Source organism: Nocardiopsis moroccensis (genome assembly GCF_055763695.1).
In genome coordinates this window covers 3,050,233-3,072,717 of record NZ_CP199747.1, presented here as the reverse complement: position 1 = coordinate 3,072,717, position 22,485 = coordinate 3,050,233, and the positions used below count along the sequence as shown (strand labels likewise).

At 71.0% G+C, this 22,485-nt stretch carries 18 protein-coding genes; 10 read left to right on the top strand and 8 right to left on the bottom strand.

Features of this window, described 5'->3' with window-relative positions; all coding sequences use genetic code 11:
- Positions 1 to 48: 48 nt before the first annotated feature.
- A complete protein-coding gene (locus ACUKCB_RS13675; RefSeq protein WP_473040858.1) occupies positions 49 to 354 on the bottom strand; it encodes a hypothetical protein in 306 nt (101 codons plus the stop codon).
- 297 nt (positions 355 to 651) lie between these two features.
- Here ACUKCB_RS13675 and ACUKCB_RS13670 point away from each other — a divergent pair, with 297 nt between their 5' ends.
- Both ACUKCB_RS13670 and ACUKCB_RS13665 read left to right on the top strand, forming a co-directional pair.
- Entirely contained in the window at positions 652 to 2,448 is a 1,797-nt protein-coding gene (locus tag ACUKCB_RS13670; protein WP_473041000.1) for an SPFH domain-containing protein, read from the top strand.
- The gene (locus tag ACUKCB_RS13665; RefSeq protein ID WP_473040857.1) at positions 2,449 to 3,915 is read left to right on the top strand and encodes an SPFH domain-containing protein; all 1,467 of its coding nucleotides are present in this window, start codon (positions 2,449 to 2,451) and stop codon (positions 3,913 to 3,915) included. It abuts the gene before it with no gap.
- Between the two features lie 125 nt (positions 3,916 to 4,040).
- Here the strand turns inward: ACUKCB_RS13665 and ACUKCB_RS13660 are convergent, their stop codons facing one another.
- The 3 genes from ACUKCB_RS13660 to ACUKCB_RS13650 all read right to left on the bottom strand — a co-directional run bounded on the left by ACUKCB_RS13660 (position 4,041) and on the right by ACUKCB_RS13650 (position 5,752).
- Positions 4,041 to 4,229 (bottom strand): hypothetical protein, encoded by a 189-nt coding sequence (locus ACUKCB_RS13660; protein WP_191273044.1) that lies wholly within the window; start codon positions 4,227 to 4,229, stop codon positions 4,041 to 4,043.
- Between the two features lie 166 nt (positions 4,230 to 4,395).
- The gene (locus tag ACUKCB_RS13655) at positions 4,396 to 5,052 is read right to left on the bottom strand and encodes a hypothetical protein (RefSeq protein WP_473040856.1); all 657 of its coding nucleotides are present in this window, start codon (positions 5,050 to 5,052) and stop codon (positions 4,396 to 4,398) included.
- Between the two features lie 73 nt (positions 5,053 to 5,125).
- On the bottom strand, positions 5,126 to 5,752 hold the full coding sequence (locus tag ACUKCB_RS13650) for a DoxX family protein (RefSeq protein WP_473040855.1): 627 nt from the start codon (positions 5,750 to 5,752) through the stop codon (positions 5,126 to 5,128).
- Positions 5,753 to 5,937: 185 nt separating this feature from the next.
- Between ACUKCB_RS13650 and ACUKCB_RS13645 the strand changes: the two genes are divergently transcribed.
- From ACUKCB_RS13645 to ACUKCB_RS13630, 4 genes are all read left to right on the top strand, one after another.
- Positions 5,938 to 6,669 (top strand): ribonuclease HII, encoded by a 732-nt coding sequence (locus ACUKCB_RS13645; protein WP_473040854.1) that lies wholly within the window; start codon positions 5,938 to 5,940, stop codon positions 6,667 to 6,669.
- 167 nt (positions 6,670 to 6,836) lie between these two features.
- On the top strand, positions 6,837 to 9,302 hold the full coding sequence (locus tag ACUKCB_RS13640; RefSeq protein ID WP_473040853.1) for an AAA family ATPase: 2,466 nt from the start codon (positions 6,837 to 6,839) through the stop codon (positions 9,300 to 9,302).
- Positions 9,303 to 9,337: 35 nt separating this feature from the next.
- Positions 9,338 to 10,072 carry a nucleotidyltransferase family protein gene (locus ACUKCB_RS13635; RefSeq protein WP_473040852.1) on the top strand — a complete coding sequence of 245 codons (735 nt, stop codon included), beginning with the start codon at positions 9,338 to 9,340 and terminating at the stop codon, positions 10,070 to 10,072.
- 46 nt (positions 10,073 to 10,118) lie between these two features.
- Positions 10,119 to 10,916: a tyrosine-protein phosphatase gene (locus tag ACUKCB_RS13630; RefSeq protein WP_473040851.1), complete on the top strand. Its 798-nt coding sequence runs from the start codon at positions 10,119 to 10,121 to the stop codon at positions 10,914 to 10,916.
- 7 nt (positions 10,917 to 10,923) lie between these two features.
- On the opposite strand, the gene ACUKCB_RS13625 is transcribed toward ACUKCB_RS13630, so the two are convergent.
- Positions 10,924 to 12,537: a hypothetical protein gene (locus tag ACUKCB_RS13625; protein ID WP_473040999.1), complete on the bottom strand. Its 1,614-nt coding sequence runs from the start codon at positions 12,535 to 12,537 to the stop codon at positions 10,924 to 10,926.
- Positions 12,538 to 12,725: 188 nt separating this feature from the next.
- Positions 12,726 to 13,013, bottom strand: coding sequence for a hypothetical protein (locus tag ACUKCB_RS13620; protein WP_191273057.1), 288 nt, complete (start codon positions 13,011 to 13,013; stop codon positions 12,726 to 12,728).
- Positions 13,014 to 13,598: 585 nt separating this feature from the next.
- Here ACUKCB_RS13620 and ACUKCB_RS13615 point away from each other — a divergent pair.
- Together ACUKCB_RS13615 and ACUKCB_RS13610 are read left to right on the top strand one after the other, a co-directional pair.
- On the top strand, positions 13,599 to 15,656 hold the full coding sequence (locus ACUKCB_RS13615) for a SpoIIE family protein phosphatase (RefSeq protein WP_473040850.1): 2,058 nt from the start codon (positions 13,599 to 13,601) through the stop codon (positions 15,654 to 15,656).
- A 194-nt stretch (positions 15,657 to 15,850) separates the two neighbouring features.
- Positions 15,851 to 17,503 carry an RNA polymerase sigma factor gene (locus tag ACUKCB_RS13610; protein ID WP_473040849.1) on the top strand — a complete coding sequence of 551 codons (1,653 nt, stop codon included), beginning with the start codon at positions 15,851 to 15,853 and terminating at the stop codon, positions 17,501 to 17,503.
- Positions 17,504 to 17,841: 338 nt separating this feature from the next.
- On the opposite strand, the gene yaaA is transcribed toward ACUKCB_RS13610, so the two are convergent.
- Positions 17,842 to 18,636: a peroxide stress protein YaaA gene (gene yaaA / locus ACUKCB_RS13605; RefSeq protein ID WP_473040848.1), complete on the bottom strand. Its 795-nt coding sequence runs from the start codon at positions 18,634 to 18,636 to the stop codon at positions 17,842 to 17,844.
- Between the two features lie 178 nt (positions 18,637 to 18,814).
- Here yaaA and ACUKCB_RS13600 point away from each other — a divergent pair, with 178 nt between their 5' ends.
- On the top strand, positions 18,815 to 19,513 hold the full coding sequence (locus ACUKCB_RS13600) for a GNAT family N-acetyltransferase (RefSeq protein WP_473040847.1): 699 nt from the start codon (positions 18,815 to 18,817) through the stop codon (positions 19,511 to 19,513).
- 136 nt (positions 19,514 to 19,649) lie between these two features.
- Here ACUKCB_RS13600 and ACUKCB_RS13595 read toward each other — a convergent pair whose 3' ends face one another.
- On the bottom strand, positions 19,650 to 19,856 hold the full coding sequence (locus ACUKCB_RS13595) for a DUF7455 domain-containing protein (RefSeq protein WP_452546558.1): 207 nt from the start codon (positions 19,854 to 19,856) through the stop codon (positions 19,650 to 19,652).
- Between the two features lie 475 nt (positions 19,857 to 20,331).
- Here ACUKCB_RS13595 and ACUKCB_RS13590 point away from each other — a divergent pair, with 475 nt between their 5' ends.
- Positions 20,332 to 22,437: a DNA gyrase/topoisomerase IV subunit B gene (locus ACUKCB_RS13590; protein WP_473040846.1), complete on the top strand. Its 2,106-nt coding sequence runs from the start codon at positions 20,332 to 20,334 to the stop codon at positions 22,435 to 22,437.
- Positions 22,438 to 22,485 lie beyond the last annotated feature (48 nt).

Sequence of the window (22,485 nt, the reverse complement as noted above, 5' to 3'; positions counted from 1 at the left end):
CCGGGCCGGCGGCGCCATGCCGGGCACGCCGCCGGTCACGCCCCGCCGTCAGCTCCGCGAACGGTCCTGCGAGGCGACAGCCACGGCGGCTGTCGCCGCGGTCACTCCGAGGACGGCGGGCCAGGAACCGACCTTCTTGGCCAGCGGGTGCGACAGGCCGAAAGCGGCCACGTACACACCGGTCAGCGCGGTCGTCGCCCCCGGCCCGGAGCGGCGGCGCGCGGTCTCGAAGGCCGCGGCGCCGAACCCGGCCAGGACCGCGCCGCCCAGGGACCGGTTCCCGGTGGCGCGGGCCACCGAGTAGCCGCCGATCAGACCGGCCGTGGTCAGTACGGCACTGGGTACTGCGGGCATCGAGAACTCCCCGTTCGGTGTGGTTCGGTGCGTCCGACGTTAGTCCCGCCCCGGGCGGGGCGCCATCCGGCACGCGTGATCGGCGCCGGGAGCCGGTCGGGGCCGTGGTCACCGGGCGGCCGACTCCGCGTCACGCTCGGGAAACGGCCCCTGGGTTTCGGTCGGGGACCGTGACAGGCTAGACGCAGACCACTACTGCTTTTTCGTGCGTCGTTCCTGTTCCGGACCGGAACCGGCACACAGTACGCGACGTCGAAGCCCGTAGTTCCGATCTTCCGTCGCAAGGAGTGCATGCCTATGTCGTTCGCGCAGACCGTGCGCGGCGCGGCCGGTGCGGTAGCCCAGGGGGGCGATCCGCGCCAGGCCGTGTCCGACGCAGTCCAGCAGGCCGCGGGCCAGGTCACCGACCAGGGGTCCGGTCAGCGGTCCGGTCAGAGTTCGGAGGGCGGTCTCGATCCGCGGGACTTCGTCGCGGCACGCGAGCAGGGCGCCTCCGTCGACACCCGCATCGAGCAGAAGACCACCTCGCTCAGCAACGCGGGCGAGGCCCTCAACAGCAGCTACTACGAGCGCGGCAGCGGTGGCCCCGTCCACGTCATCTGCCCGATGGTCATCCCCCGGGGCCGTACCTTCGTCACCATGCTCCCGGCGATCGCCCTGGTGGTCATCGGTGTCATCGGGTTCTCGGCCGTTTCGGCCACCGCCATGGCCAGTGGTGCGAACCCGCTGCTGAACCCGTTCTTCGGTGTCCACTACTGGGTCGTCACCGCCGGCGTCAGCGCCTTCATGTGGTGGCGCCAGGGCATGGTCATGGTCCCGGAGGGCTGCCAGGCCATCGTCACCCGCTTCGGCAAGATGGAGAACCTCTTCCAGCCGGGCAGGGTCACCCTGTTCAACCCCTGGAAGCGCGTTTCCTACATCGTCAACACCACGCGCGAGTACCCCTTCAACGCCCCGATCCGCTCCGCCCCCACCAAGAGCGGTGTCCAGGCCTCCGTCGACCTGTTCGTGCAGTTCAAGATCGAGAACGCCACGGACTTCGTCTACACCCTGGGCGGCGTCCCGGGCTTCCAGGAGAAGCTCAACAACGCCATCAGCGAGACCACCCGAAGCCTCATCTACGAGCAGGAGGCCTCGGCGATCTACGACATGGTCGGCGAGAGCACCCAGGTCCTCCTCGACCAGCTCAACCGGCAGTTCGGCGGCATCGTCGTCCTCACCAGCGCCAACATCACCCACGCCGAGCCCTCGAGCCAGGAGTACCGGATGGACCTGGCGGCGCCGGAGATGGTGCGGGTGGCCAAGGACGCCTACACCTTCGAGTACGAGCTCCAGCTGCGCAAGGAGCAGAACGAGGGCGATCTGAACAAGGAGCTCGCCACCCTCAACGAGACGCTCTCCGCGATCCAGGCCGACATCGCCCAGTACCAGGCGCAGATGGACACCGCCCTGGAGCGCGAGACCAACCGGGCACGCGCCACCGCCCGCCAGCGCTTCGTGGAGGCCGAGTCCGAGGCCAACGCCAACGCCGCGCTCCTCCAGGCCCAGGCCCTGGACATCCGCGCGGTCAGCGCCGCCGAGGCCCCGGAGATCCTCAACTACCGTTTCCGGGAGAACCTCCTGGACAAGCTGGAGGCGGTCGCCGACAGCCTTCCCCAGGTGCTGCGGATCGGCTCGGGCGACGGTGCCAGCGTCGACTACCTGCGCATCGCCCAGGAGATCATCGGCCAGACCGACGCCGCCCTGTTCTCCGACGAGGACATGTCCGCGATCCGGGAGCGCCTGGGTGAGATCAACGCCCGTATCTCGGAGCGCGAGCAGGAGATCAACGCCCTCGTCGAGGACGAGGCCGAGGAGCGTCGCCGCCCCTCCTCGGAGGACGCGGGCGAGGACCTGGTGGAGGAGATCCGCCAGTCGGTGAGCGACGACTCCATCGACGAGCGCATCTTTGACGCCGCTCCGGAGGACGAGCCCCGGGAGTCCGCCCCTGCCGACGCACCGCCGCCCTCCGGGGCCCCGTACCAGCACCCGCAGGCCCCGCCGCCCCCGTGGTCGCAGGGCGGCTCCGAGGGCCAGAACCCGGGAGGTCAGTAGATGAGTGAGTCCTTCAACCCCGGCGGTGGCTCCAACATCAAGGAGTCCCTCGCCTCGTGGAGCGACCTCGCCGGTCTGCTGCGCGGCGGCGACCAGGGCGCCATCGTCCCGGTCGTCATCCCGCGCGACAACCGCGGCCTGCGCTGGACCGTCCTGGTCTGGTTCGGCCTGTTCGCGATCACCTCCGCGCTGATGATGTCGCTCAACGTCGCGTTCGGCGGCGCCCTGGCCGGCGTGGCCTACGGGGTCCTGGCGGTGCCGACCCTGATGGTCGGTGTGCTCAGTGTGCTGGCCGCCGGTCTGTGGTGGTGGCGCGGTTCGATCGTGGAGATCGAGGAGGGCACCACCGGCATCCTCACCAAGTACGGCGCCTTCGCCAAGAGCATCGGCCCGGGTCGTCACTACCTGTGGCACCCGTGGTCGCGTGTGGACTTCGTGGTGGACACCCGCACGGAGATCCCCTACACCGCGCCGGTCCTGGCCTGTCCCACGCGTGAGAACGTGCCGCTGAAGTCGATCGAGTTCTTCCTGAAGTTCCGGATCGAGGAGCCGTACCGGTTCGTCACGGTCATCGGCGCGAGCAACTTCGACCTGGTGCTGTCCAGCGCGGTACAGGACGCCATCCGCCAGCGCAGCCGCATGGTCAACACCGAGTCCGCCTACGACCTGCGCGGCTCGAACGTCGAGGACATGCGCAGCCTGCTCAACGCCCAGCTGCACAAGTACGGCGTGACCATCACCGGCTGCAACATCCCGGACGTGCAGCTGCCCAGCCAGTACCAGCAGCACCTGGCCACCCGGGAACGGGTCGCCAAGGAGCTGGTCGCCTACGAGCAGGAGTGGGAGCTCACGCGCAAGCGCCGTATCGACACCCTGCTGATGGACATCGAGCGCTCCAAGAAGACCCGCGACGCCAAGATCGTCGAGGTCAACGCCTCCCTGAACAAGGCGCGCAAGGACGTCGCGCAGATGCTGGAGGAGCAGGAGACCGAGGCCCAGCGGGTGCGGTACGAGATCGAGACGCGCGGCCGGGCCGACCTGGTCGCGGCCGAGAACGAGGCCAAGGCCCAGCGGCGCCTGGCCACCGCCTACCGCGACAACCGGGCGGTGTTGGAGTACGAGCTGGCCCGTCGCCGCCTGGACGTGGGCGCGGTGCTGGCCGAGCACGCGCCGCGTCCGGTCGTGGTGCAGACCGAGGGCGGTTCCGGGGACGGTTCGGCGCTGTCCACGCTGTTGACCGCGCAGCTGCTGCCGCAGGTCATGAACGGCGGGGGTAACTCCTCCGGCCGTTCGCTGGGAGCTTCGGCGGCCCAGGAGGCCTTCGAGAACGCTCAAGGGTCGGTGGCCGCGGCCGCCGCCCGCCAGCAGCAGATGGCCGAGGAGTACCAGAGCCAGCAGGACACCGCGATGCGCCAGCAGTTCGAGCGCGGTGAGGGCTACGGCGGCGGGCAGGGCAGGCGCCGCTGACCGCGGCCGATCGCCGGAGGGCCGCAGACGACAGGGGCTCCTGTAGTCCGCCTGGTGCGGACCGCAGGGGCCCTGTGCGTGTGGGAACGGCCGAGGCCGCGGGTGGTGGTCGGCCCTTCCGGGGGTCAGCCGGTGGGGGACAGGGCAGCGTAACCGGCGATGTCGATCCCGTGCCGGGCCGCGATCTCCACCAGGTCCTCGACCTCCCCGGCCTGGGCGGTGGCGAGGTCGTCGTCACCGACGGCGTGGGCGCGGCGCAGCGCGGTGATCGAATCGTGGAGGCGTAGGTGGAGGGTGAGCACGAACTCGCGCATGGGGCTTCTCCTCGGGTGGGCGACGCTGCCTTGGGGGAGAACCTTGAGGGGTGTCTCCCGGGGGATCGCCACCATCTCTACACGTCGAGGGTGAGAGTCACGTTGGAGCGGGACAGCGCCCGGCAAAGAGCCGGGTAAGAGTCCGTGGCCGGGGCGGAGGGGCGGGTCAGTGGCCCACCCAGACGTACCAGTCGCCGGACACGTGTTCGTAGATCCGGGAGTCCTGACCGGGGACGAAGACGCCCACGGGGATCTCCTCGGAGCTGTACGCCAGCCCGGCGGGCTGGAACAGCCCGGCGTCCGCCACCTCGTAGTGGGTGACCCCGTCGGTCTCCGAGACGCTGCGCAGCGAGTACAGGCCGGTCCACTCCCCGTTGCGCGGGATGGTCGTGGGGTCGGCCACTTCCTCGCGCAGTTCGAGGAGTTGTTCGGCGGAGGCCTGCACCCGAAGCTGGAGGGGCACGTCGGCGACGGCCAGCCCCAGGGCGGCGAAGGCGATGAGCGGGGCACTGATCCAGCGCAGCCAGTAGTGGCGGATCATCGGACGGGCGACGGCGAGCGCGATGCCCAGGCGCAGCGCGCCCATGCCGGCCAGGAGCAGTCCGGCGCCCAGGCCGACGAAGAACGTGGGCAGGTGCCCGGCGGGCACGCTGTCCTCGAAGAGCAGGACGAGACCGATCACCGAGCAGGCGGGGATGTAGAGCCGCCCGGGCGGACGTGAAGCCCAGCTGATCAGCCGTTGGCCCAGCGTCGGCTTCTCCGCGATCTCGATCAGCTTGGCCACGGACCCGTCGGGGGTCGGGCCGGAAGCTGAGGCGGACATGGCGTTCCCCCCACCGAATCCTGGTCGTGGTGACGCGGGTCCCGGGGCAGCCGAGGGGCTCGAACGGGCCGCGTCACAGTCGATACGGCCGTCGTGGTGCGGCCTGCCCCACAGGATAGAGCAGTGGCGGGGCGTGTTCGGGGCGCCGGGGGGAAATACCGGGAGCTTTCTCCTGTTCCGCGGATGTGGTCCGGTGGCGGACAGGCCGGGGCGCCCGGGGGCGGGGCGAGACGATCAGGTAGTCCCACGACCACCGTCCGCCACCCACCGCCATGAGCACGCAGACCGCTGTGACCAGCGCGGTCGCCCCCCAGGAGTCGAACGGGGTCAGGTGCGGGGCTCCGGCGGTGAGGCTGCCGGCCACGGCGGCCAGCGCCAGCAGCGGTCCGGTCAGCCATGTGAGCAGACCCACTGCGAAGGAGACCGAGAGCGCGACGAGCAGGGCCGGTACGAGGGGTGCCGCGAGTGCGGCGACCGGCATGCCCGCCTCGGTCAGGTGCCCGGCCACCAGGTCCTCCCTGCCGCGCAGGGCCAGGCCGTACTCCGCGAACACCCAGCCCACACCCACGCGGGTGGCGGCGGAGACGACGTCGTAGAGGCGACCGCGCGGTACACGCGGTTTCGCTCCCGGCTCGGGCCGGTGGCGCGGCGGGCGCCGTGTTGGGGTGCGCGGCCGTGTCCTCGGCGTGCTGCGCTGCATGTCCATTCCTCCCGGGCGGCCAGGCACGGCGGTTCCGACAAGCGGAAACTACCGAAAGTCATGAGCCATGACCGCTTGTCACCGTCGGTGAGTCGCACAAAACCCGCCGGATCGGGTCCGGGGCCCTCGGGGCCGGCCCCTCGGAGCGGGCCCGGGAGGTCACCGGGCAGTCCTAGGGTTGGAATGTGCCGACGACGACTTCACAGACGATCCCAGCGAAGAACGGCTCCGCCCGCGGGAGCGGACCGCAGCCCGCACCGACCTTCGAGGTCGAGGACGAACTCCGGGCGGCGGGCGCACGCGTGGTCGCCGGGGTGGACGAGGTGGGCCGGGGCGCCTGGGCCGGGCCGCTCCTGGTCTGCGCCGCGATCCCCGGCCGGGGTGCACCGCCCGCCGGGCTCACCGACTCCAAGCGGCTGACCCCCAAACGGCGCCGCGAGCTCGCCGTGCTGATCGAACCCTGGGTGGCCGACCACGCCTTCGGCTGGTCCGAGGCGGCCGAGATCGACGAGGTCGGTATGACCGAGGCTCTGCACCGGGCCGCCCGCCGGGCCCTGGACGCGTTGGATCCCCGCCCGGAGGCGGTCATCCTCGACGGTCGACACGACTTCATCGGCCGCCCCTGGAACGTGCGCACCCAGGTCAAGGGTGATCTGACCTGTGTGAGCGTGGCCGCGGCGGCGATTCTGGCCAAGGTGCGCCGCGACGCCCTCATGGCCGAGCTCGCCGAGGCGCACCCCGGTTACGGGTTCGAGAGGGCCGCGGGCTACCCCTCGCCGACGCACCGCGCCACCCTGGCCGAGGCCGGGCCCACCCCGCAGCACCGGATGAGCTGGGCCTACCTCGACGACCTGCCCCGATGGAGGCATCTGCGCAGGGTCCGCCCCGCACCCGGAGGCCAGATCCCGCTGCTGTGAACCGGGGCGGCCCGCGACACGCCGCTCCGCACTGGACATCCGGCCCCGCTTGGGGCAAGGCTGTTCCTTGTCCACGGCCATGTTCCGGGTCCCGGTCCCCTCCGGCCCCGCCCGACCCCCTCCGGCCCCGGGCCGACCACGTGACCCCCACGCAGGAAGGTGCATGGATGACGCGCGAGATGCGTTCCACCGCCGCCGCGCAGCCGGAACGCGCCTCGGGGGTGGATCGCCTGCGCGCCGTCTATCGCGGGGTCCCCCTCGGCAGGCGCCTGGTGGCCGCCCTGGTCGTGCTCACGGTGGTCGCCGTCGTCGCCTTCGTGCTGAGCCTTCCGATGCCCACCCTGCTGGTCGGCACCCTCCTGCTGCTGGTGGCCTTCTCGGCGCTGATGCGCTCGCTCGACGCCCTCCTCACCGTGCTGGTGTCGGTCGTGTGGCTGCTCATCGCCGTCCCCCTCTTTCAGATCCCCCTGCTCGGGGAGCCGGTCGTCCTGCTGGTCCTGCCCCTGCCTCTGCTCGTGGTGCCGGCGGCGAGCCGGGCCCGGGAGTTCCCCGCCTGGCACACCGCTCTGCTCTCGCTGACCGCGGGGCTCATCGCCGGCTTCTCCATCGCCCTGCTCGGGATGGTCGTCGAGCCCGTCCCGGCCGGGGCCGGGATCGCGGCCCTCTACGTCGCCGCGGGCGCCTGCCTGCTGTGGCGTCTGGCCGCCTCCGGTCAGGTGGCCAAGGAGAGCCGGGACAACGACGAGAAGAGGCGGAAGAGCGCCTCCGGCCCCCGTCCCGGGAGGAAGGACGGCTCCGGGCAGGAGGGCGGGCTCCGCCCCCAGCGCGGTCGTGCCTCCAGGGCGCCCCGCCGGGGCGAGGCGGCCGGGGGCGGCACCGGTGACGGGGAGGAGCCCGTCCCCGTCGACCAGGCCCTGGCCGAGCTGGAGAACATGATCGGACTCGACCCGGTCAAACAGCAGGTCCGCGGGATCGCCGCCTCCATCGAGGCCGCCCGGCTGCGCGCCGACGCCGGCCTCTCCGTCGAACGCCCCCTGCGCCACCTGGTCTTCTCCGGGCCGCCCGGCACCGGCAAGACCAGTGTCGCCCGCACGCTCGCCACGATCTTCCACTCCTTCGGCCTCCTGCCCACGTCCCGGGTGGTGGAGGCCCAGCGCGCCGACCTGGTGGGCGAGTACCTGGGCGCCACCGCCATCAAGACCAACGAGCTCATCGACGGGGCCCTGGGCGGGGTGCTGTTCGTCGACGAGGCCTACTCCCTGGTCAACGAGGGCGACGGCCAGGCGGACCGGTTCGGCAACGAGGCGGTCCAGACCCTGCTCAAACGGGCTGAGGACGACCGCGGCCGGTTGGTGATCGTGCTGGCCGGATACGAGAAGGAGATGGACGCCTTCCTGGCCTCCAACCCCGGGCTGGCCTCTCGTTTCGCCACCCGTATCAGCTTCCCCAGCTACTCCTCCGCCGAGCTGTTCCGGATCGCCGAGAGGCTCGTCGCCCAGCGCGGGGACGTCCTCGACCCGGACGCGGCGCGCACCCTCCGGCGCAGGTTCGACCAGACCGTCCAGCGCGAGGCCGTGGACGAACTCGGCAACGGCCGTTTCGCCCGCTCCATGGTCGAGAAGGCCTCCCAGGCCCGCGACGTCCGTGTGGTCACCTCCGGGGCGGGCGAGAACGCACCGGCGCCCCGGCCCAGCGCGGACGACCTCGTCACGGTACGCGCCGCCGACGTCGAAACCGCCTACACCGAACTCACCTCCCGCCTGCCCGGTTTCGGGGAGTCGCCGGGCCTGGAGGAGGCGATGGCCGAACTCGACGGCATGATCGGCCTGGAACCCGTCAAGGAACAGGTGCGCTCCCTGGTCGCCCAACTGCGGGTGGCCCGGCTGCGCGAGGAGCAGGGGTTGCCGCACCAGCCGCCGATGCGTCACTTCGTCTTCACGGGACCGCCCGGTACCGGCAAGACCACGGTCGCCCGCGTGCTCGGGCGCGTCTTCTCCGCCCTGGGCATGCTGGGCCGCGCCGAGGTGGTCGAGGCCCAGCGCGCCGACCTGGTCGGCGAGCACCTCGGCGCGACCGCCGTCAAGACCAACCGGCTGATCGACCGCGCCCTGGGCGGGGTGTTGTTCGTCGACGAGGCCTACTCCCTGGTCAACCCGGGGTACAGCGGCGGCGACGCGTTCGGCGCCGAGGCCATCCAGACCCTGCTCAAACGGGCCGAGGACGACCGGGACAGGCTCGTGGTGGTCCTGGCGGGCTACACCGACGAGATGGACCGCTTCCTGGCCTCGAACGCCGGGCTCTCCTCCCGCTTCAACGTGCGGGTGCGGTTCCCCTCCTACAGCCCGGGCGAGCTGTCCGAGATCGCGGACACGGTGGCGGCCCGCACCGGGGACGCCTTCGACGACACCGCGCGCCAGGACCTGCACAGCATCTTCACCCACGTGTGCGGGACCGGGTGGATCGACGAACTGGGCAACGGCCGCTTCGCCCGCTCCCTCTACGAGGGGTCCTGCTCCCACCGCGACCTGAGGGTCTCCCAGGAGGTGGGGGAGGCGGCCACCGCCACCGAGCTGACCGTCATCACCAGCGAGGACGTGCGAAAGGCGTACGCCGACGCTACCCAGCAGAGCTAGGGTCCCCCGCTGCCCGTACTGCTACTGTCCGGTATATGACCGCTTCACCCTCATCCAACGAGTCCCCCGTCACGCAGGCGCTGATCCTCGCTGGTGGACAGGCCACCCGGTTGCGGCCCTACACCGACACCCGCCCCAAGGCGATGGTGGAGGTGGCCGGGCGGCCCATCATCGACTACCAGCTGGAGTGGCTGGCCTCGCACGGAGTCGAGCAGGTCGTCGTCTCCTGCGGCTACAAGGCCGAGGTTCTGCGCGAACACCTCGAAGCGCGTCGGGGCGGCCCCGAGATCACGCTGTTGGTCGAGGACGAACCGCTGGGCCGCGGCGGTGCCCTGCGCTACGCCGCCACCGGGCTGCGCGACCCCCGAGCCCCCTACTTCGCGCTCAACGGCGACGTCCTCACCTGGTTCTCCCTGAAGGAGCTGACCGAGCACCACCGGGCCAAGGGCGGCCTCGGCACCCTGGCCCTGTCCCAGTTCCGCACCACCTGGGGCATCGTCGACGTCGACGGCGACGACCGGATCGAGGGCTTCACGCAGAGCCCCCTGCTGCCGGTGTGGATCAACGCGGGCGTCTACCTGTTCGAGCCGGGCCTGACCCCGCTCCTGCCGGTCAAGGGCGACCACGAGTCCTCGACCTTCCCCGAGCTGGCCAAGGAGGGGAGGCTGTCCGCCTACCGCATCGAGGGGTTCTGGCGCGGCGTCGACACCGCGAAGGACGTCAAGGAGGCGGGAGCCGAGATCGAGGCCCTCCGGGAGAAGTCCGGCTGAGTGTTCACCCGGAGGTGGGGCCGGGTGATGACGGGGTACCGGGGCGGTGGGTATTGTCGCCGTCGTGACGAATGACGGCTTCCTCCTCCCCAGTGCCCCCAACTTCCGCGACCTCGGCGGTCACCGCACGAGGGAAGGCCGCACCGTGCGCGACGGCCTCCTCTACCGGTCCGACGCCCTGCACAGCATCTCCGAGCAGGACCGGGCCGCCTACGACGGCTTCGGTATCCGCCAGTTGATCGACCTGCGCACCCACCACGAACGGGACCGCCTCCCCGACCTGGTCCCCGAGGGCGCGGAGTACGCCGCCGTCGGGGTACAGAACGCCGAGGCGCCCGGGGCCAACTTCGTCGATCTGCTCGCCGACCAGGAGCGGGCCCGCAAGGCGTTCGGAAACGGTGCCGCCGAGCGCTTCATGTTCGGTGTCTACCGTGATCTGGTCACCGAGGACGAGGCCCTGGACGGCTACCGCGACCTGGTCGAACGCGCCGCCAAGGGCCCGACCGCCCTGGTCTTCCACTGCAGCGCGGGCAAGGACCGCACCGGCTGGGGCGCGGCGCTGCTGCTCACCCTGCTCGGTGTGGACCGCGAGGCCGTCACCGCGGACTACCTCACCAGCAACGAGCGCCAGGCCAACACCGACCACTGGATGCGTCAGCTGTCCCGGCACAGCGGCCTGCCCTGGGAGGACGTCGAGCCGATGACCCGGGTCCGCGCCGAGTACCTCGACAGCGCCTTCGGTCACGTGGACGAGGTGTACGGATCGTTCGACAACTACGTGGTCGACGGCCTGAAGCTCTCCGGTGGGACCCTGGAGAGTCTCCGCGAGCGACTGCTCGTGTGAGCCCCGCCTACAGCGCGTCCAGCCTCCGGCGCAGGTCGCTCTCGCTGGAGGCGGAGTACAGCGTTTCGACCAGGGCGGACAGCACCGTGGGACGGTCCGCGCCCCGGTCGAGCATCCTCCGGGCCGCCGCCCACAGGTTCGCGGGGCGCCCGTCCCACAGGCGTTTGGCCAGGCGCTCGTGGCGGTCCAGCTCCTCCTCCCGCTCCGGGTCCCTCCCGGTCACCGGCCGGTACCAGCGGTCCTGGCCGGTCGAGTGGTGCCGACCGCTGTGCGGGGTGGCCGCCTCGTACTCGCCGTAGTGGTCCAGCCGCAGCAGCGCCCGCCGCCCCCTGGACGTGGCCGGGTCGAACTCCTCCGGCGCCCCGGTCACGAGTTCGCTGGCCAGGAGCGGAAAGGCGAACATCCGCCGGGCCAGTGACGCGAAGTCGCCGTCCGGCAGCAGCCGCCGCACCGCGTCCTGGCGCAGTCCGAGGGGGCGTGCCGGGTCGCGGTAGGTCCTGGCGAAGGCCGAGGTGGCCTCCCACAGGGCGTCGAGAGTCGCCCCCACCGCGACCTCGGGAAGCCGGGTCCGGGCCCCGGCCCAGCGCACCCATGCGGCGAGGACGTGCGGCATGGCCTCCTGTTCCTCGGGCAGCAGCACCACCCGTCCGGGCAGCCAGTGCAGCAGGAACGACTCCACCTTGCGCGGGCTGACCCGCATCGGGCGCCCGCTGTCCACGTCGCAGCCGTGCGTGATGATGTGGTCCGCGCACCGGCTCGCCGCGTAGGAGTCCGACAGTTCGGCGGCCTGGTCCGAGGCGAGGAACCGGGCGGCCAGCACCGCGCGCCGGTCGCGCCGCCAGACGGGGACGGGGGAGTCCGGGACACCCCTGGGCGGACGGGGGAGCCGCTGGACCCGGGACGCGGCCAACGCGAAGTGCGCGGCCAGCGAACCGCCGGTCAGGTCGGCCGCGGCGATGCCCACCGGTTCCACCGTGGGGCCGGCGGAGGGGTCGGCCGCGGCCCCGGTGACCACACGTTCGGTGCGTTCCAGGGCGCGGGTGAGCAGGGACCGGGCGTCGCTCAGCTCCAGCTGCTCGAAGCGGGCGAAGTCGTCGGCGCGGGCCTGTTCCCGGCACTGCTCCAGAAGCAGGTCGACCTTGGTGGTCACCCAGGCGTCGCGCAGCAGACCGCCGCTGTTGTGGTCCACGACCAGGATGAGGGCGTGCTCGGGCGGCAGGGCGCCGGTGCTGTCGGGGGCGTCCCGGCTGAACACGCACACCACGTCGTCGGTGTCGCCGAACCGGTCCCCGTTGACGTACACGGACACCGGGGTCACCGCGCCCAGCTGGGACGCCCAGGCCGGGGCCTGCAGCCCTCGCTCCCGCAGGGCGATCATCCCCTGCTCGGCCAGTTCCCGCTGGGAGGCCGAGGTGCCCAGGGCGGTGATCGCGGCCAGTACGCCCAGTCCCGCGGGTTTGCCGGAGGCGGCGGCGTGCGTGATGAGCCCTTCGCCGAGCAGCCGTTCGACGTCGACCCCGGGCAGCCGTTCGCCCCACCAGGAGCCGAGGAGTTCACTGAAGGCCAGTTCGGCGTCGAGCGGGTGCCGCATGGCGAGCAGGGCTCTGGCCGCGCGCAGCATCTCCTCGAAGGCTGCGGCGGGGACGTCGGGGCCTGTGGGTGAGGGCGAAGGGGAGGGCACGGTCCGAGCGTATGCCAGTTGGAACCGGCGGTGATCCCGCCTGTGCACGGCGGAGCCCCGCGGCCCCGGGCAGCCCGAAGCCGGGCACGGCGCCTACGGGGCCCGTGCCCGGCTTCGCCGCCACCGGGTCAGCGCGGTTCGGGAACCGCTCGGTGGCCGGTGAACAGTGTGGTGCCAGGGTGGCGTGTGGCCTTCCTGACGGCTTGTGAGGGCGGCACGGAGTTCACCATGGCCTCGAGGTGTTCGCGGGCGACCCGCTCTACGAGGTGTGGAGTGACCGTGATGCCCAGGTGTTCGACGCAGTTCCAGGTATCGCTGACACAGCGCTCGACGCAGCGGTGGGACAGACCGCTGAACTCGTCGTGAAGTCTCGCCGAGATCTGCCTGAGATCCTGGACCGGGAAGGTCTGGAGCATTCTTGCTCACACCCCTAGCTGAAGATGGCCTGGACGGTGACCTCCACCCATTTCACTTGTTCTGGCTGGACTGTCAACCCCTCCCGCGGCACGCTGTTGATAAAACATGGGGGAGGTGCCGTTTACCCTGGTTGCTTTGTCGTCGCAGGTCAGCGAGGCGAAAAGGACGTTTCGGGCATATAACGGTCCTGTTTCGAAGAGTTCTCTGCAAACCGTCCGGCCCGGCCCATCGCTGGTAATTATGGGAAAACACGCCCGCAAAACCCCCGGTCGGCTGTGGGGGGAGGGTTCGGTGGCCTAGCATTTACCTTCCGTGTCCGCAGCGGCTCCCCCTCCACGGCCGCCGTTGCGTGTGGACGGGTGTGTCTTATGCTTGAGCCGTGACAGCGGCCGAGAGGAGTCATGGAGCGTGACTCCCGGGGCCGCGGAGCCCCCGACCGGAATCGGCGCCCGCGCACCCCGCGCCACAGTGCCGCCGCGAACGGGTGGCGGGCACGGTGGCAGGGACGGACCCCCGCGCGGTCCACGAACAACCCCAACGAAAACACGGCTGGGGAATCCGACGGTTCCGGAGGTGTCGAGCAGTTGAGCGCCGAGACGTCCATTCCCCCACCCCGGATCAGCGTGGCGGAACTGCCTGACGCGGTGAAATCCCTTCTCACCGACGCGCCCATCGGATTCGCGTTGCTGGGGCCCGACGACGTCTTCGTTTCGATCAACCCCCGGCTGGCCACCGTCTTCGGCAGCACCCCCGCCCGCTGTCTGGGACGCACGCCCGCCCAGGCCCTGGCCGAGGCCGGCGACGAGGCCGGGGCCCGCGCCCAACGAGCCTCCGTGGCCCGGGTGCGCGAGACCGGGCACGCGGTGCGCGACCGCCACCGCGCCTCCTCCGGGCACGCCTGGGACCTCACCTGGTTTCCGGTCAACGACCCTGCCAACGGCGATGAGCACATCGCCCTCATCGCCGCCCGGGACCACGAGGACGCCGACTCCCGGCGCCAGGAACAGCGCCTGCGCGCCCTGCTCCAGACGGGCAACCAGATCGTCTGGTCCGCGGGCCCGGGCGGCGACGTCCGCGAGGACTGCCCCCAGTGGCGGGCCGTGACCGGTCAGAGCCCGGACGACTACCTGGGCCGGGGCTGGCTCGACGCCCTCCACCCCGACGACCGCAGCCGGGTGGAGCGCGCCTGGGACGACGCCGTCCTGGACGTCACCCCCTTCGACACGATGTTCCGTGTGCGCACCCGAGCGGGCGGCTACGTCCACTACCGGGCCCGGGCGAACCCGGTCATGGACGGCGCCGAGACCGCCGAGTGGGTCGGCACCCTGGCCGACATCACCACCGAGCGCGAGGCGGACGAACTGCGCCAGCGCCTCAACCAGCAGCTCAGCGAGGCGGCGATGCGTACCGCCCGCCTGCAGAAGGCCACCTCTGACCTGGCCGAGGCCCTCACCGCGGACGAGGTCGTCCAGGCCATGTCCGAGATCGGGCGTTCCGGCGTGGGCGCCGACCACACCTCCGTCGCCCTCCTGGACCGGGACCGGCTGCGCCTGCGGATGCTCTCCGCGGACGGTTGCGTGGGCCTGCCCGAACGCGGCTTCGCGCTGGACTACCCCGACGTCGCGGCCAGGGCCGTCGCCGACCGGGCACCGCGGCTGGCGGCCAGCCCGGCCGAGCTGGGCGAACTCATGGAGCACGCGCCCGAGGTGGAGAGCCTGGTCGAGCGGACCGGGGAACGCGCCTGGGTGGCGCTGCCGATGATGGCGGCGGGCCGCCCGATCGGGGCCCTGCGCTTCTCCTTCGACGCCCAGCGGGAGGTCACCGACGAGGAGCGGGTGTTCCTGGAGGCGCTCGCTGGGCAGTGCGCCCTGGCCATCGGCCGGGCCATCGTCTACGAACGCGAACACGGAACCGCCGAGGAGCTCCAGCGCAGCCTGTTGCCGGAGGAGCTGCCCGAGGTGCGCGGGGTGCGCCTGGCCGCCTACTACCGGTCGGGCTCCCAGCACGTGCAGGTCGGCGGGGACTGGTACGACGCCTTCCCACTGCCCGACGGTCGCGTCGCCGGGGTGCTCGGCGACGTCATGGGCAAGGGCATCCCGGCGGCGGCGGGAATGAGCCGGATCCGCAACGCGTTGCGGGCACTGGCGTTCTCCATGCCCGAACCGGCCGACGTGTTGACCGGACTCGACCGCATGTTCACGGCCACGGAGGGAATGGACCAGGTAACAACGCTGGTCTACTTCGTCCTGGACCCCGTCACCGGACAACTCGACCTCAGCAACGCGGGTCACCTCCCGCCGCTGGTGGTCGCCGGCAACGCGGGGCCCTCGCTGCTCGACACCGAACCGGACACACCGCTCGGGGTCAGCTCCACGAGAGGTCACCACAAATTCTTCGTACAACCCGGTAACACTGTCGCTCTCTACTCCGATGGACTGGTTGAGAACCGCAAACGTTCGGTCGACGCAGGTCTCGACGAGTTGCTCCGGAGAGCGTCCCAGGCCCAGCCCGAAGTGGTGGGCGATCCACAGCAGATGCTGGAGTACCTTGTGGAGAGCATGCTCGAAGGGTATGAGCAGGACGATGACGTCACTCTGCTCGCCGTTCAGCTTCCGGTGATCGATTCCGGGTCGGAGCGGTAGACCGTACGAACAAGTCCATTGCCTTGCCTACAGTGAAGAAGCCGCCGTGCCCCGCGAAGACGGGGGTGACCCCGGCTTCCCCGCCCAGTGGGGACGATCCCAGGCCGCAGGTGGGAGAGGGTGCAGTGCCCGGTCCCGCGTCAGCGGGCCCACGGGTCCGACAATCTCGCCACACGTCCGTTCGAGAGGTGTTTGTGTCATCTGCCAGTTCGACTCGCTCGAAGCAGTCCGAGTCACTGCAAGAGCCCGTCATTCAGCAGCTGATCGAGCGTGGGCGGTCCCAGGGCTTTCTTGAGCCCGAGGACGTGCGCCGTGCCTTCGAAGAGGCCGAAATCCCGATGTCGCAGGCGCAGTCCGTGCTCCGAAGCCTCGCCAAGGAGGGCGTGACCGTACTCGTTCCGGAGTCGGCCTCCTCGCGGCGCAAGACCACACGGCGCAAGACGGCCGCTCCTCGGTCCAGCACCACGACCCGCTCGACCACGAGCCGGGCCGCCAAGCCCACCCGTGCGGCGGCCGCCCAGGAGCAGCCGGAGACGGTCACCGCCGTCGTCGACTCCTCCGAGGGCACCGCCGCCAAGAAGCCCGCGGCCAAGAAGACGGCGACCGCCAAGAAGGCGGCTGCTCCCAAGAAGACCGCGGCGGCCAAGACCACCGCCAAGGCCCCGGCCAAGAAGGCGACGGCCAAGAAGTCGGCGAAGAAGGACCTCGAGCTCGCTTCGGGTTCGGGTTCGGGCGAGTTCGTCGAGGAGGGGCTGGACGACGACCTCGAACACACCGGTGCCGAGCTGGAACTGGTCGAGGACACCGACGCCCCGGCCAAGCCCGCCAAGCCCGAGACCGTCGGTGCCCCGGTCAAGCCGAGCAAGGACGACGACTCCTTCGTCCTGTACGACGATGACGACGACGCCCCCGCCGCGCAGGTGGTCGCGGCCGGTGCCACCGCGGACCCGGTCAAGGACTACCTGAAGCAGATCGGCAAGGTGCCGCTCCTCAACGCCGAGCAGGAGGTCGAACTCGCCAAGCGGATCGAGGCCGGCCTGTTCGCCGAGGAGAAGCTCTCCGAGGAGGGCGAGGTCCTCACCTTCGAGCTCCGTGACGAACTGGAGTGGATCGCCGAGGACGGCGGCCGCGCCAAGAAGCACCTGCTCGAGGCCAACCTGCGCCTGGTCGTGTCCCTGGCCAAGCGCTACACCGGCCGCGGCATGCTGTTCCTGGACCTGATCCAGGAGGGCAACCTCGGTCTGATCCGCGCGGTGGAGAAGTTCGACTACACCAAGGGCTTCAAGTTCTCCACGTACGCCACGTGGTGGATCCGCCAGGCGATCACCAGGGCGATGGCCGACCAGGCCCGCACCATCCGTATCCCGGTGCACATGGTCGAGGTCATCAACAAGCTGGCCCGCGTCCAGCGCCAGATGCTCCAGGACCTGGGCCGTGAGCCCACCCCGGAGGAGCTGGCCAAGGAACTCGACATGACCCCGGAGAAGGTCGTCGAGGTGCAGAAGTACGGCCGCGAGCCGATCTCCCTGCACACTCCGCTGGGCGAGGACGGCGACAGCGAGTTCGGTGACCTCATCGAGGACTCCGAGGCGATCCAGCCGGGCGAGGCGGTCAGCTTCACCCTGCTCCAGGAGCAGCTGCACTCGGTGCTCGACACCCTGTCCGAGCGCGAGGCCGGCGTCGTCTCGATGCGCTTCGGTCTGACCGACGGTCAGCCGAAGACTTTAGACGAGATCGGCAAGGTCTACGGGGTCACCCGAGAGCGCATCCGGCAGATCGAGAGCAAGACGATGTCGAAGCTCCGTCACCCCTCGCGCTCGCAGGTGCTCCGCGACTACCTGGACTAGTCAGCCGGTCCGGGTGAGGACCCACGTTTCAGGCTGAGACGACGAAAGCGAACAGGCGCGCTCTCCCGGGCTCCGGGAAGGCGCGCCTGTCGTGTTCGGTGCCCTGGTCCGCTCACGGGCGTGGCGACCCCCGCGTGTCCCTCGCATGACTTCAGGCACTTCACTGTCCCCGCACGGAGTCCGATCTCCATCCGATGCCGCCCATGCTGCCGCACGCCCTGTAGGTGTGGCATAAAGTCGCCCTGATCCGGTTTCCTGCGCGGATCGCACCGCCTGGGACGCACCCGGCAACGGACGCCTTCGACGGCCGACGGGGGGCCGGGGGACGCCTCACGCGGTCAGTCGCGGACGATCACGTCCATCGTGCGCGCGCTCCCCGGCCTGGTCGCGGGCGGCAGCTCCACGGTGTGCCCGAGGTCCCGCAGGGCCGAGACCAGCTCCTGTGGCGTGCGGGCCCGGACGTCCTCGCTGACCAGGGCACGGGCGACGTCGCCCCGCGTGGCCTTGGCCATGTGGCTGACCACGGAACGCCTGGTCACTCCGTCCACCTCGCGCTCGCGCAGCACACGTACCGCCACGGTCCGCTCGGCCGCCTCCCCGGCGGGCTTGAAGGCCGCGGCGTAGGCCGCCGAGCGGCAGTCCACGAGCAGGCGCCCCTCCGTGAGCTCGCCGAGCGGCCCGGCCAGCGCCCTGCGCCAGTACGCGCCCAGGCCGCCCAGCGGCGGCAGTTTCACGCCCATGGCCAGCCGGTAGGGCGGCAGCCGGTCGGCGGGGCCCACCACGCCCCACAGACCGGAGAACACCAGGATCCGGTCCCGGACGAGGGCCTCGTTCCCGTCGAGCAGCCCGGACAGGCCGAGACGGTCGTAGAGCACACCCGTGTAGAGCTCGGCGGCGCGCAGCGTGGGCGCGGTGACCACGTCCAGGTTGCGTTTGAGGGCGTCGCTCTGGGACACCGACAGGCCGAGAACCTCGCGGGCGGAGTCCTCGGGGCCCGAGCAGAGTTCGGCCAGCGCGTCCGTGACCCGCTCCCGTGCCGGGGCCAGCTCGGGCAGGGTCAGCGTGCCCTGGTCCAGGCGGGGCCCGTCACCGGAGGTGGCCTTGCCCTCGGAGGGTGGGAGCAGGATGAACATCTGAGGATTCTCCAGGTCGTGCGTGGTGCGGGGCCGAGCCCATGCTAGGCCGTCGCGGGATGGGGCGTGCTCCTGCCGGACACCTCCCGGGGCGCGGGTGCCGGGGGGTGGCGATCCGGCGCCCGCCCGGACGGATAGGATCTGCGGCCTTCGACCGTAGGACAGTGAGGGAACGAACATGCACGCATGGGCGGAGCGGGTGTCACGGGACTGGCCCGCGTTCCACACCCACACGCGGGGCGGCTGGCGCTTCGGCCTGGCCGACGGGATCACCAAGCGGGCCAACTGTGCCCTGGTGCAGGACCCGGGAGCCGACGTCGAGGAGGTCACCCGGTTCTACCGTGCGCGCGGGCTGCGGCCCTGCGCGCAGGTGTGGCCGGGGGAGGAGGAGGTGGACGCGCGGTTGGCCGAGCACGGTTACGCGGTGGTGGAACCGACCCTGGTACTGGCCAGAGAGCTGCGGGAACGCCCCCGGGGCCCGGGGGCGACCGGGATCTCGGACACCCCCACGGAGCGCTGGAGGGCGCTCTCGCCCCAGACGGGCGCGGGCGCGGACCACGCCGAGGGCGTCGTGCGCATCCTGAGCCGGGTGAACGCCGTCTACGGGGTTCACGGGGACGGGGACGGGGACGGCCGGGCCTGCGCGGTACTGGACGGGGAGTCGGTGGCGATCTGCGCGATGGTCACCGCACACCGCGCCCGCGGACGCGGTGTGGCCGGGGCGGTCCTGGCCGACCTGCTGGTCCGGGCGCACGACGAGGGCGCGCGCCGGGCCTACCTGTGTGTGGTCGCCGACAACGAACCCGCTCTGCGGCTGTACCGGGGCGCGGGGTTCGCGGAGGTCTCGCGCTACCACAACCGGGTGCTGGCCGACTGAGACCCGCCTCCCGGCCGGGTCGCGAGCCCGGGGGAGCCCGCCGACTGCGGGCGCCGACAACGAGGACGGCGGCCCCCGTTCTCCGGGGACCGCCGTCGACGTTTCGTGGTCGTTGTGGCTAACGCTCTACCGCGCGCTACTTGCTCTCGTTGAGCTTGTCCGTCTCGTCCTGGATGTCCGAGGCGATCTTGCGGATTGAGTCGTCATGCTTGCGCATGTGGTGTGCGCAGAACAGGAGTTCGCCGCCGGAGTCGAACAGCACTCGGACGTACGCCGGTGCACCACAGCGGTCGCAGCGGTCAGCAGCCGTCAGCGGCTGAGTGGGGGCAAGGGTTCCAGTCACTTCGCCATCCTCAATACTCGGCGTTAGTCACCTCTGACAACATCTAACCCGACCCAGACGTTCCCAACCGGACCCCGTGTACGCCGACAGCGGAATCCGCCTGATTCATGCCTGGGTGTAGCGCTATGGCACCTTTCTTGTCGGAGACCGTCCCTGCTCCTTGTTGTACCCCCGGGTGAGGCACGGCTATCCCCGGAAAACGGGAGTATCCAGGTCGCATCCACCGGAGGTGGTAGTCTCGCGCGGGGCAGGCCCGTCCGACCCCGCGTCGGCCCGTGGAGCCCGTCACAGCGGCCCCGGCGACGAAGCCGGCGCCCCGAATCCGGGGGACACGGCTCCGCCCACACACGGCCGTGACACGACGGAGCCCCCGGCCCGTCGTAGCCTGGCCCCCTCAACAGTCGGTGCGGCGCGGTACGAAGGGCACGCACCGCACAGCGCCCCGATTGCCCCTCAAGACGCAGGAGATGTCCGAGTGACCGCCTTGACCGCAGCCGTCCACGATCCCGAGGATTACTCCGCCCGGCACCTGTCGGTCCTCGAGGGCCTCGAGGCGGTGCGCAAACGGCCGGGCATGTACATCGGCTCCACCGACAGTCGTGGCCTCACCCACTGCATGTGGGAAATCATCGACAACTCCGTGGACGAGGCCCTCGGCGGCCACTGCGGGCGCATCGACGTGACCCTGCACAGCGACGGCTCCGTCGCCGTCAGCGACGATGGCCGCGGTATCCCCGTCGACATAGAACCCAAGTCCGGCCTGTCCGGTGTCGAGCTGGTCATGACCAAGCTCCACGCGGGCGGCAAGTTCGGCTCCGGGTCCTACACCGCGTCCGGTGGTCTCCACGGTGTCGGCGCCTCCGTCGTCAACGCCCTGTCCGCCCGGGTCGACGTCGAGGTCGACCGCCAGGGCAGCACCCACGCGCTGAGCTTCCGGCGCGGCATCGCCGGGCGTTTCGCCGGAGCCGGTCCCGACGCCGAGTTCACCCCGGTCTCCGGGCTCGAACAGACCCGCAAGATCGCCAAGAAGATCACCGGCACCCGGATCCGCTTCTGGCCGGACCGGCAGATCTTCCTCAAGGACGCCGAGATCACCCGGGAGAACCTGCTCGACCGGGCCCGCCAGACCGCCTTCCTCATCCCCGGGCTCACCATCGCGGTGCGCGACGAGCGCGCCGAGGGCGAGCCCGCCTACACCGAGGAGTTCCGCTTCGACGGCGGGATCAGCGAGTTCTGCACCTTCCTGGCCCCGGACGAGGCGATCAGCGACGTCCTGCGGATCCAGGGCTCGGGCAACTTCACCGAGACCGTCCCGGTCCTGGACGAGTCCGGCCACATGGTCCCCGCCGACGTCGACCGACGCCTGGACGTGGACGTGGCCCTGCGCTGGGGCACCGGCTACGACACCACCGTGCGCTCCTTCGTCAACGTGATCGCCACCCCCAAGGGCGGCACCCACATCAACGGCTTCGAGCGCGCCCTGGTCCGGGTCGTCAACGACCAGTTGCGCGCCACCAAGCTGCTCAGGAACAACGACGACCCGGTCACCAAGGACGACACCCAGGAGGGGCTGACCGCGGTCGTCACCGTGCGCCTGCCCGAGCCGCAGTTCGAGGGGCAGACCAAGGAGATCCTCGGTACCTCCGCGGCCTCCCGCATCGTCTCCCAGGTGGTCGGCAGGGAACTGCGCGAATTCCTCGCCTCCACGAAGAAGGCGGAGAAGGCCAAGGCGCGCAGCGTCATGGAGAAGGTCGTGGGTGCGGCCAAGGCCCGGCTGGCCGCCCGCCAGCAGCGCGAGACCCAGCGCCGCAAGAACGCCCTGGAGAGTTCGGCCCTGCCCGCCAAGCTGGTGGACTGCCGCAGCGAGGGGCTCGAGCACAGCGAACTCTTCATCGTGGAGGGTGACTCCGCGCTGGGCACCGCCAAGCTCGCCCGCGACTCCGAGTTCCAGGCCCTGCTGCCCATCCGGGGCAAGATCCTCAACGTGCAGAAGTCCTCGGTCGCGGACATGCTCAAGAACGCCGAGTGCGCGGCGATCCTCCAGGTCATCGGGGCCGGCTCGGGCCGGACCTTCGACCTGGACGCCGCCCGCTACGGCCGTGTCATCCTGATGGCCGACGCCGACGTCGACGGCGCGCACATCCGCTGCCTGCTGCTCACCCTCATCTACCGGTACATGCGGCCGATGCTGGAGGCCGGGCGCGTGTACGCGGCCGTCCCGCCGCTGCACCGCATCGAGCTGACCAACGTCCGGCGCAAGCGTGGAGCCAAACCGGAGGACCGCTACATCTACACCTACTCCGACGCCGAGCTCTCCCGCACCCTGCTGGACCTGGAGAAGCGCAAGATCTCCTGGAAGGAGCCGGTGCAGCGGTACAAGGGCCTGGGTGAGATGGACGCCGACCAGCTCGCCGAGACCACCATGGACCCGCGCCACCGCACCCTGCGCCGCATCCGGGTGGAGCAGGCGGAGGAGGCCGCCTCCGTGTTCAACCTGCTGATGGGCAACGAGGTGGCCCCGCGCCGCAGGTTCATCCAGGAGGGCGCGCAGGAGCTCGACCTGGAACGCATCGACGCCTGACCCGGGCACACGGGGGCCGCACCGTCCGACGGCGCGGCCCCCGTCGTC

Bases quoted from the DNA above. Each gene is read 5' to 3' on its own strand.
- ACUKCB_RS13670 (WP_473041000.1), top strand. From the start codon at position 652: ATGTCGTTCGCGCAGACCGTGCGCGGCGCGGCCGGTGCGGTAGCCCAG.
- ACUKCB_RS13640 (WP_473040853.1), top strand. From the start codon at position 6,837: ATGACGCGCGAGATGCGTTCCACCGCCGCCGCGCAGCCGGAACGCGCC.
- ACUKCB_RS13620 (WP_191273057.1), bottom strand. From the start codon at position 13,013: ATGCTCCAGACCTTCCCGGTCCAGGATCTCAGGCAGATCTCGGCGAGA.
- ACUKCB_RS13655 (WP_473040856.1), bottom strand. From the start codon at position 5,052: ATGTCCGCCTCAGCTTCCGGCCCGACCCCCGACGGGTCCGTGGCCAAG.
- ACUKCB_RS13675 (WP_473040858.1), bottom strand. From the start codon at position 354: ATGCCCGCAGTACCCAGTGCCGTACTGACCACGGCCGGTCTGATCGGC.
- ACUKCB_RS13650 (WP_473040855.1), bottom strand. From the start codon at position 5,752: ATGCAGCGCAGCACGCCGAGGACACGGCCGCGCACCCCAACACGGCGC.
- ACUKCB_RS13625 (WP_473040999.1), bottom strand. From the start codon at position 12,537: ATGCTGCGCGCGGCCAGAGCCCTGCTCGCCATGCGGCACCCGCTCGAC.
- yaaA (WP_473040848.1), bottom strand. From the start codon at position 18,636: ATGTTCATCCTGCTCCCACCCTCCGAGGGCAAGGCCACCTCCGGTGAC.
- ACUKCB_RS13660 (WP_191273044.1), bottom strand. From the start codon at position 4,229: ATGCGCGAGTTCGTGCTCACCCTCCACCTACGCCTCCACGATTCGATC.
- ACUKCB_RS13635 (WP_473040852.1), top strand. From the start codon at position 9,338: ATGACCGCTTCACCCTCATCCAACGAGTCCCCCGTCACGCAGGCGCTG.
- ACUKCB_RS13600 (WP_473040847.1), top strand. From the start codon at position 18,815: ATGCACGCATGGGCGGAGCGGGTGTCACGGGACTGGCCCGCGTTCCAC.
- ACUKCB_RS13665 (WP_473040857.1), top strand. From the start codon at position 2,449: ATGAGTGAGTCCTTCAACCCCGGCGGTGGCTCCAACATCAAGGAGTCC.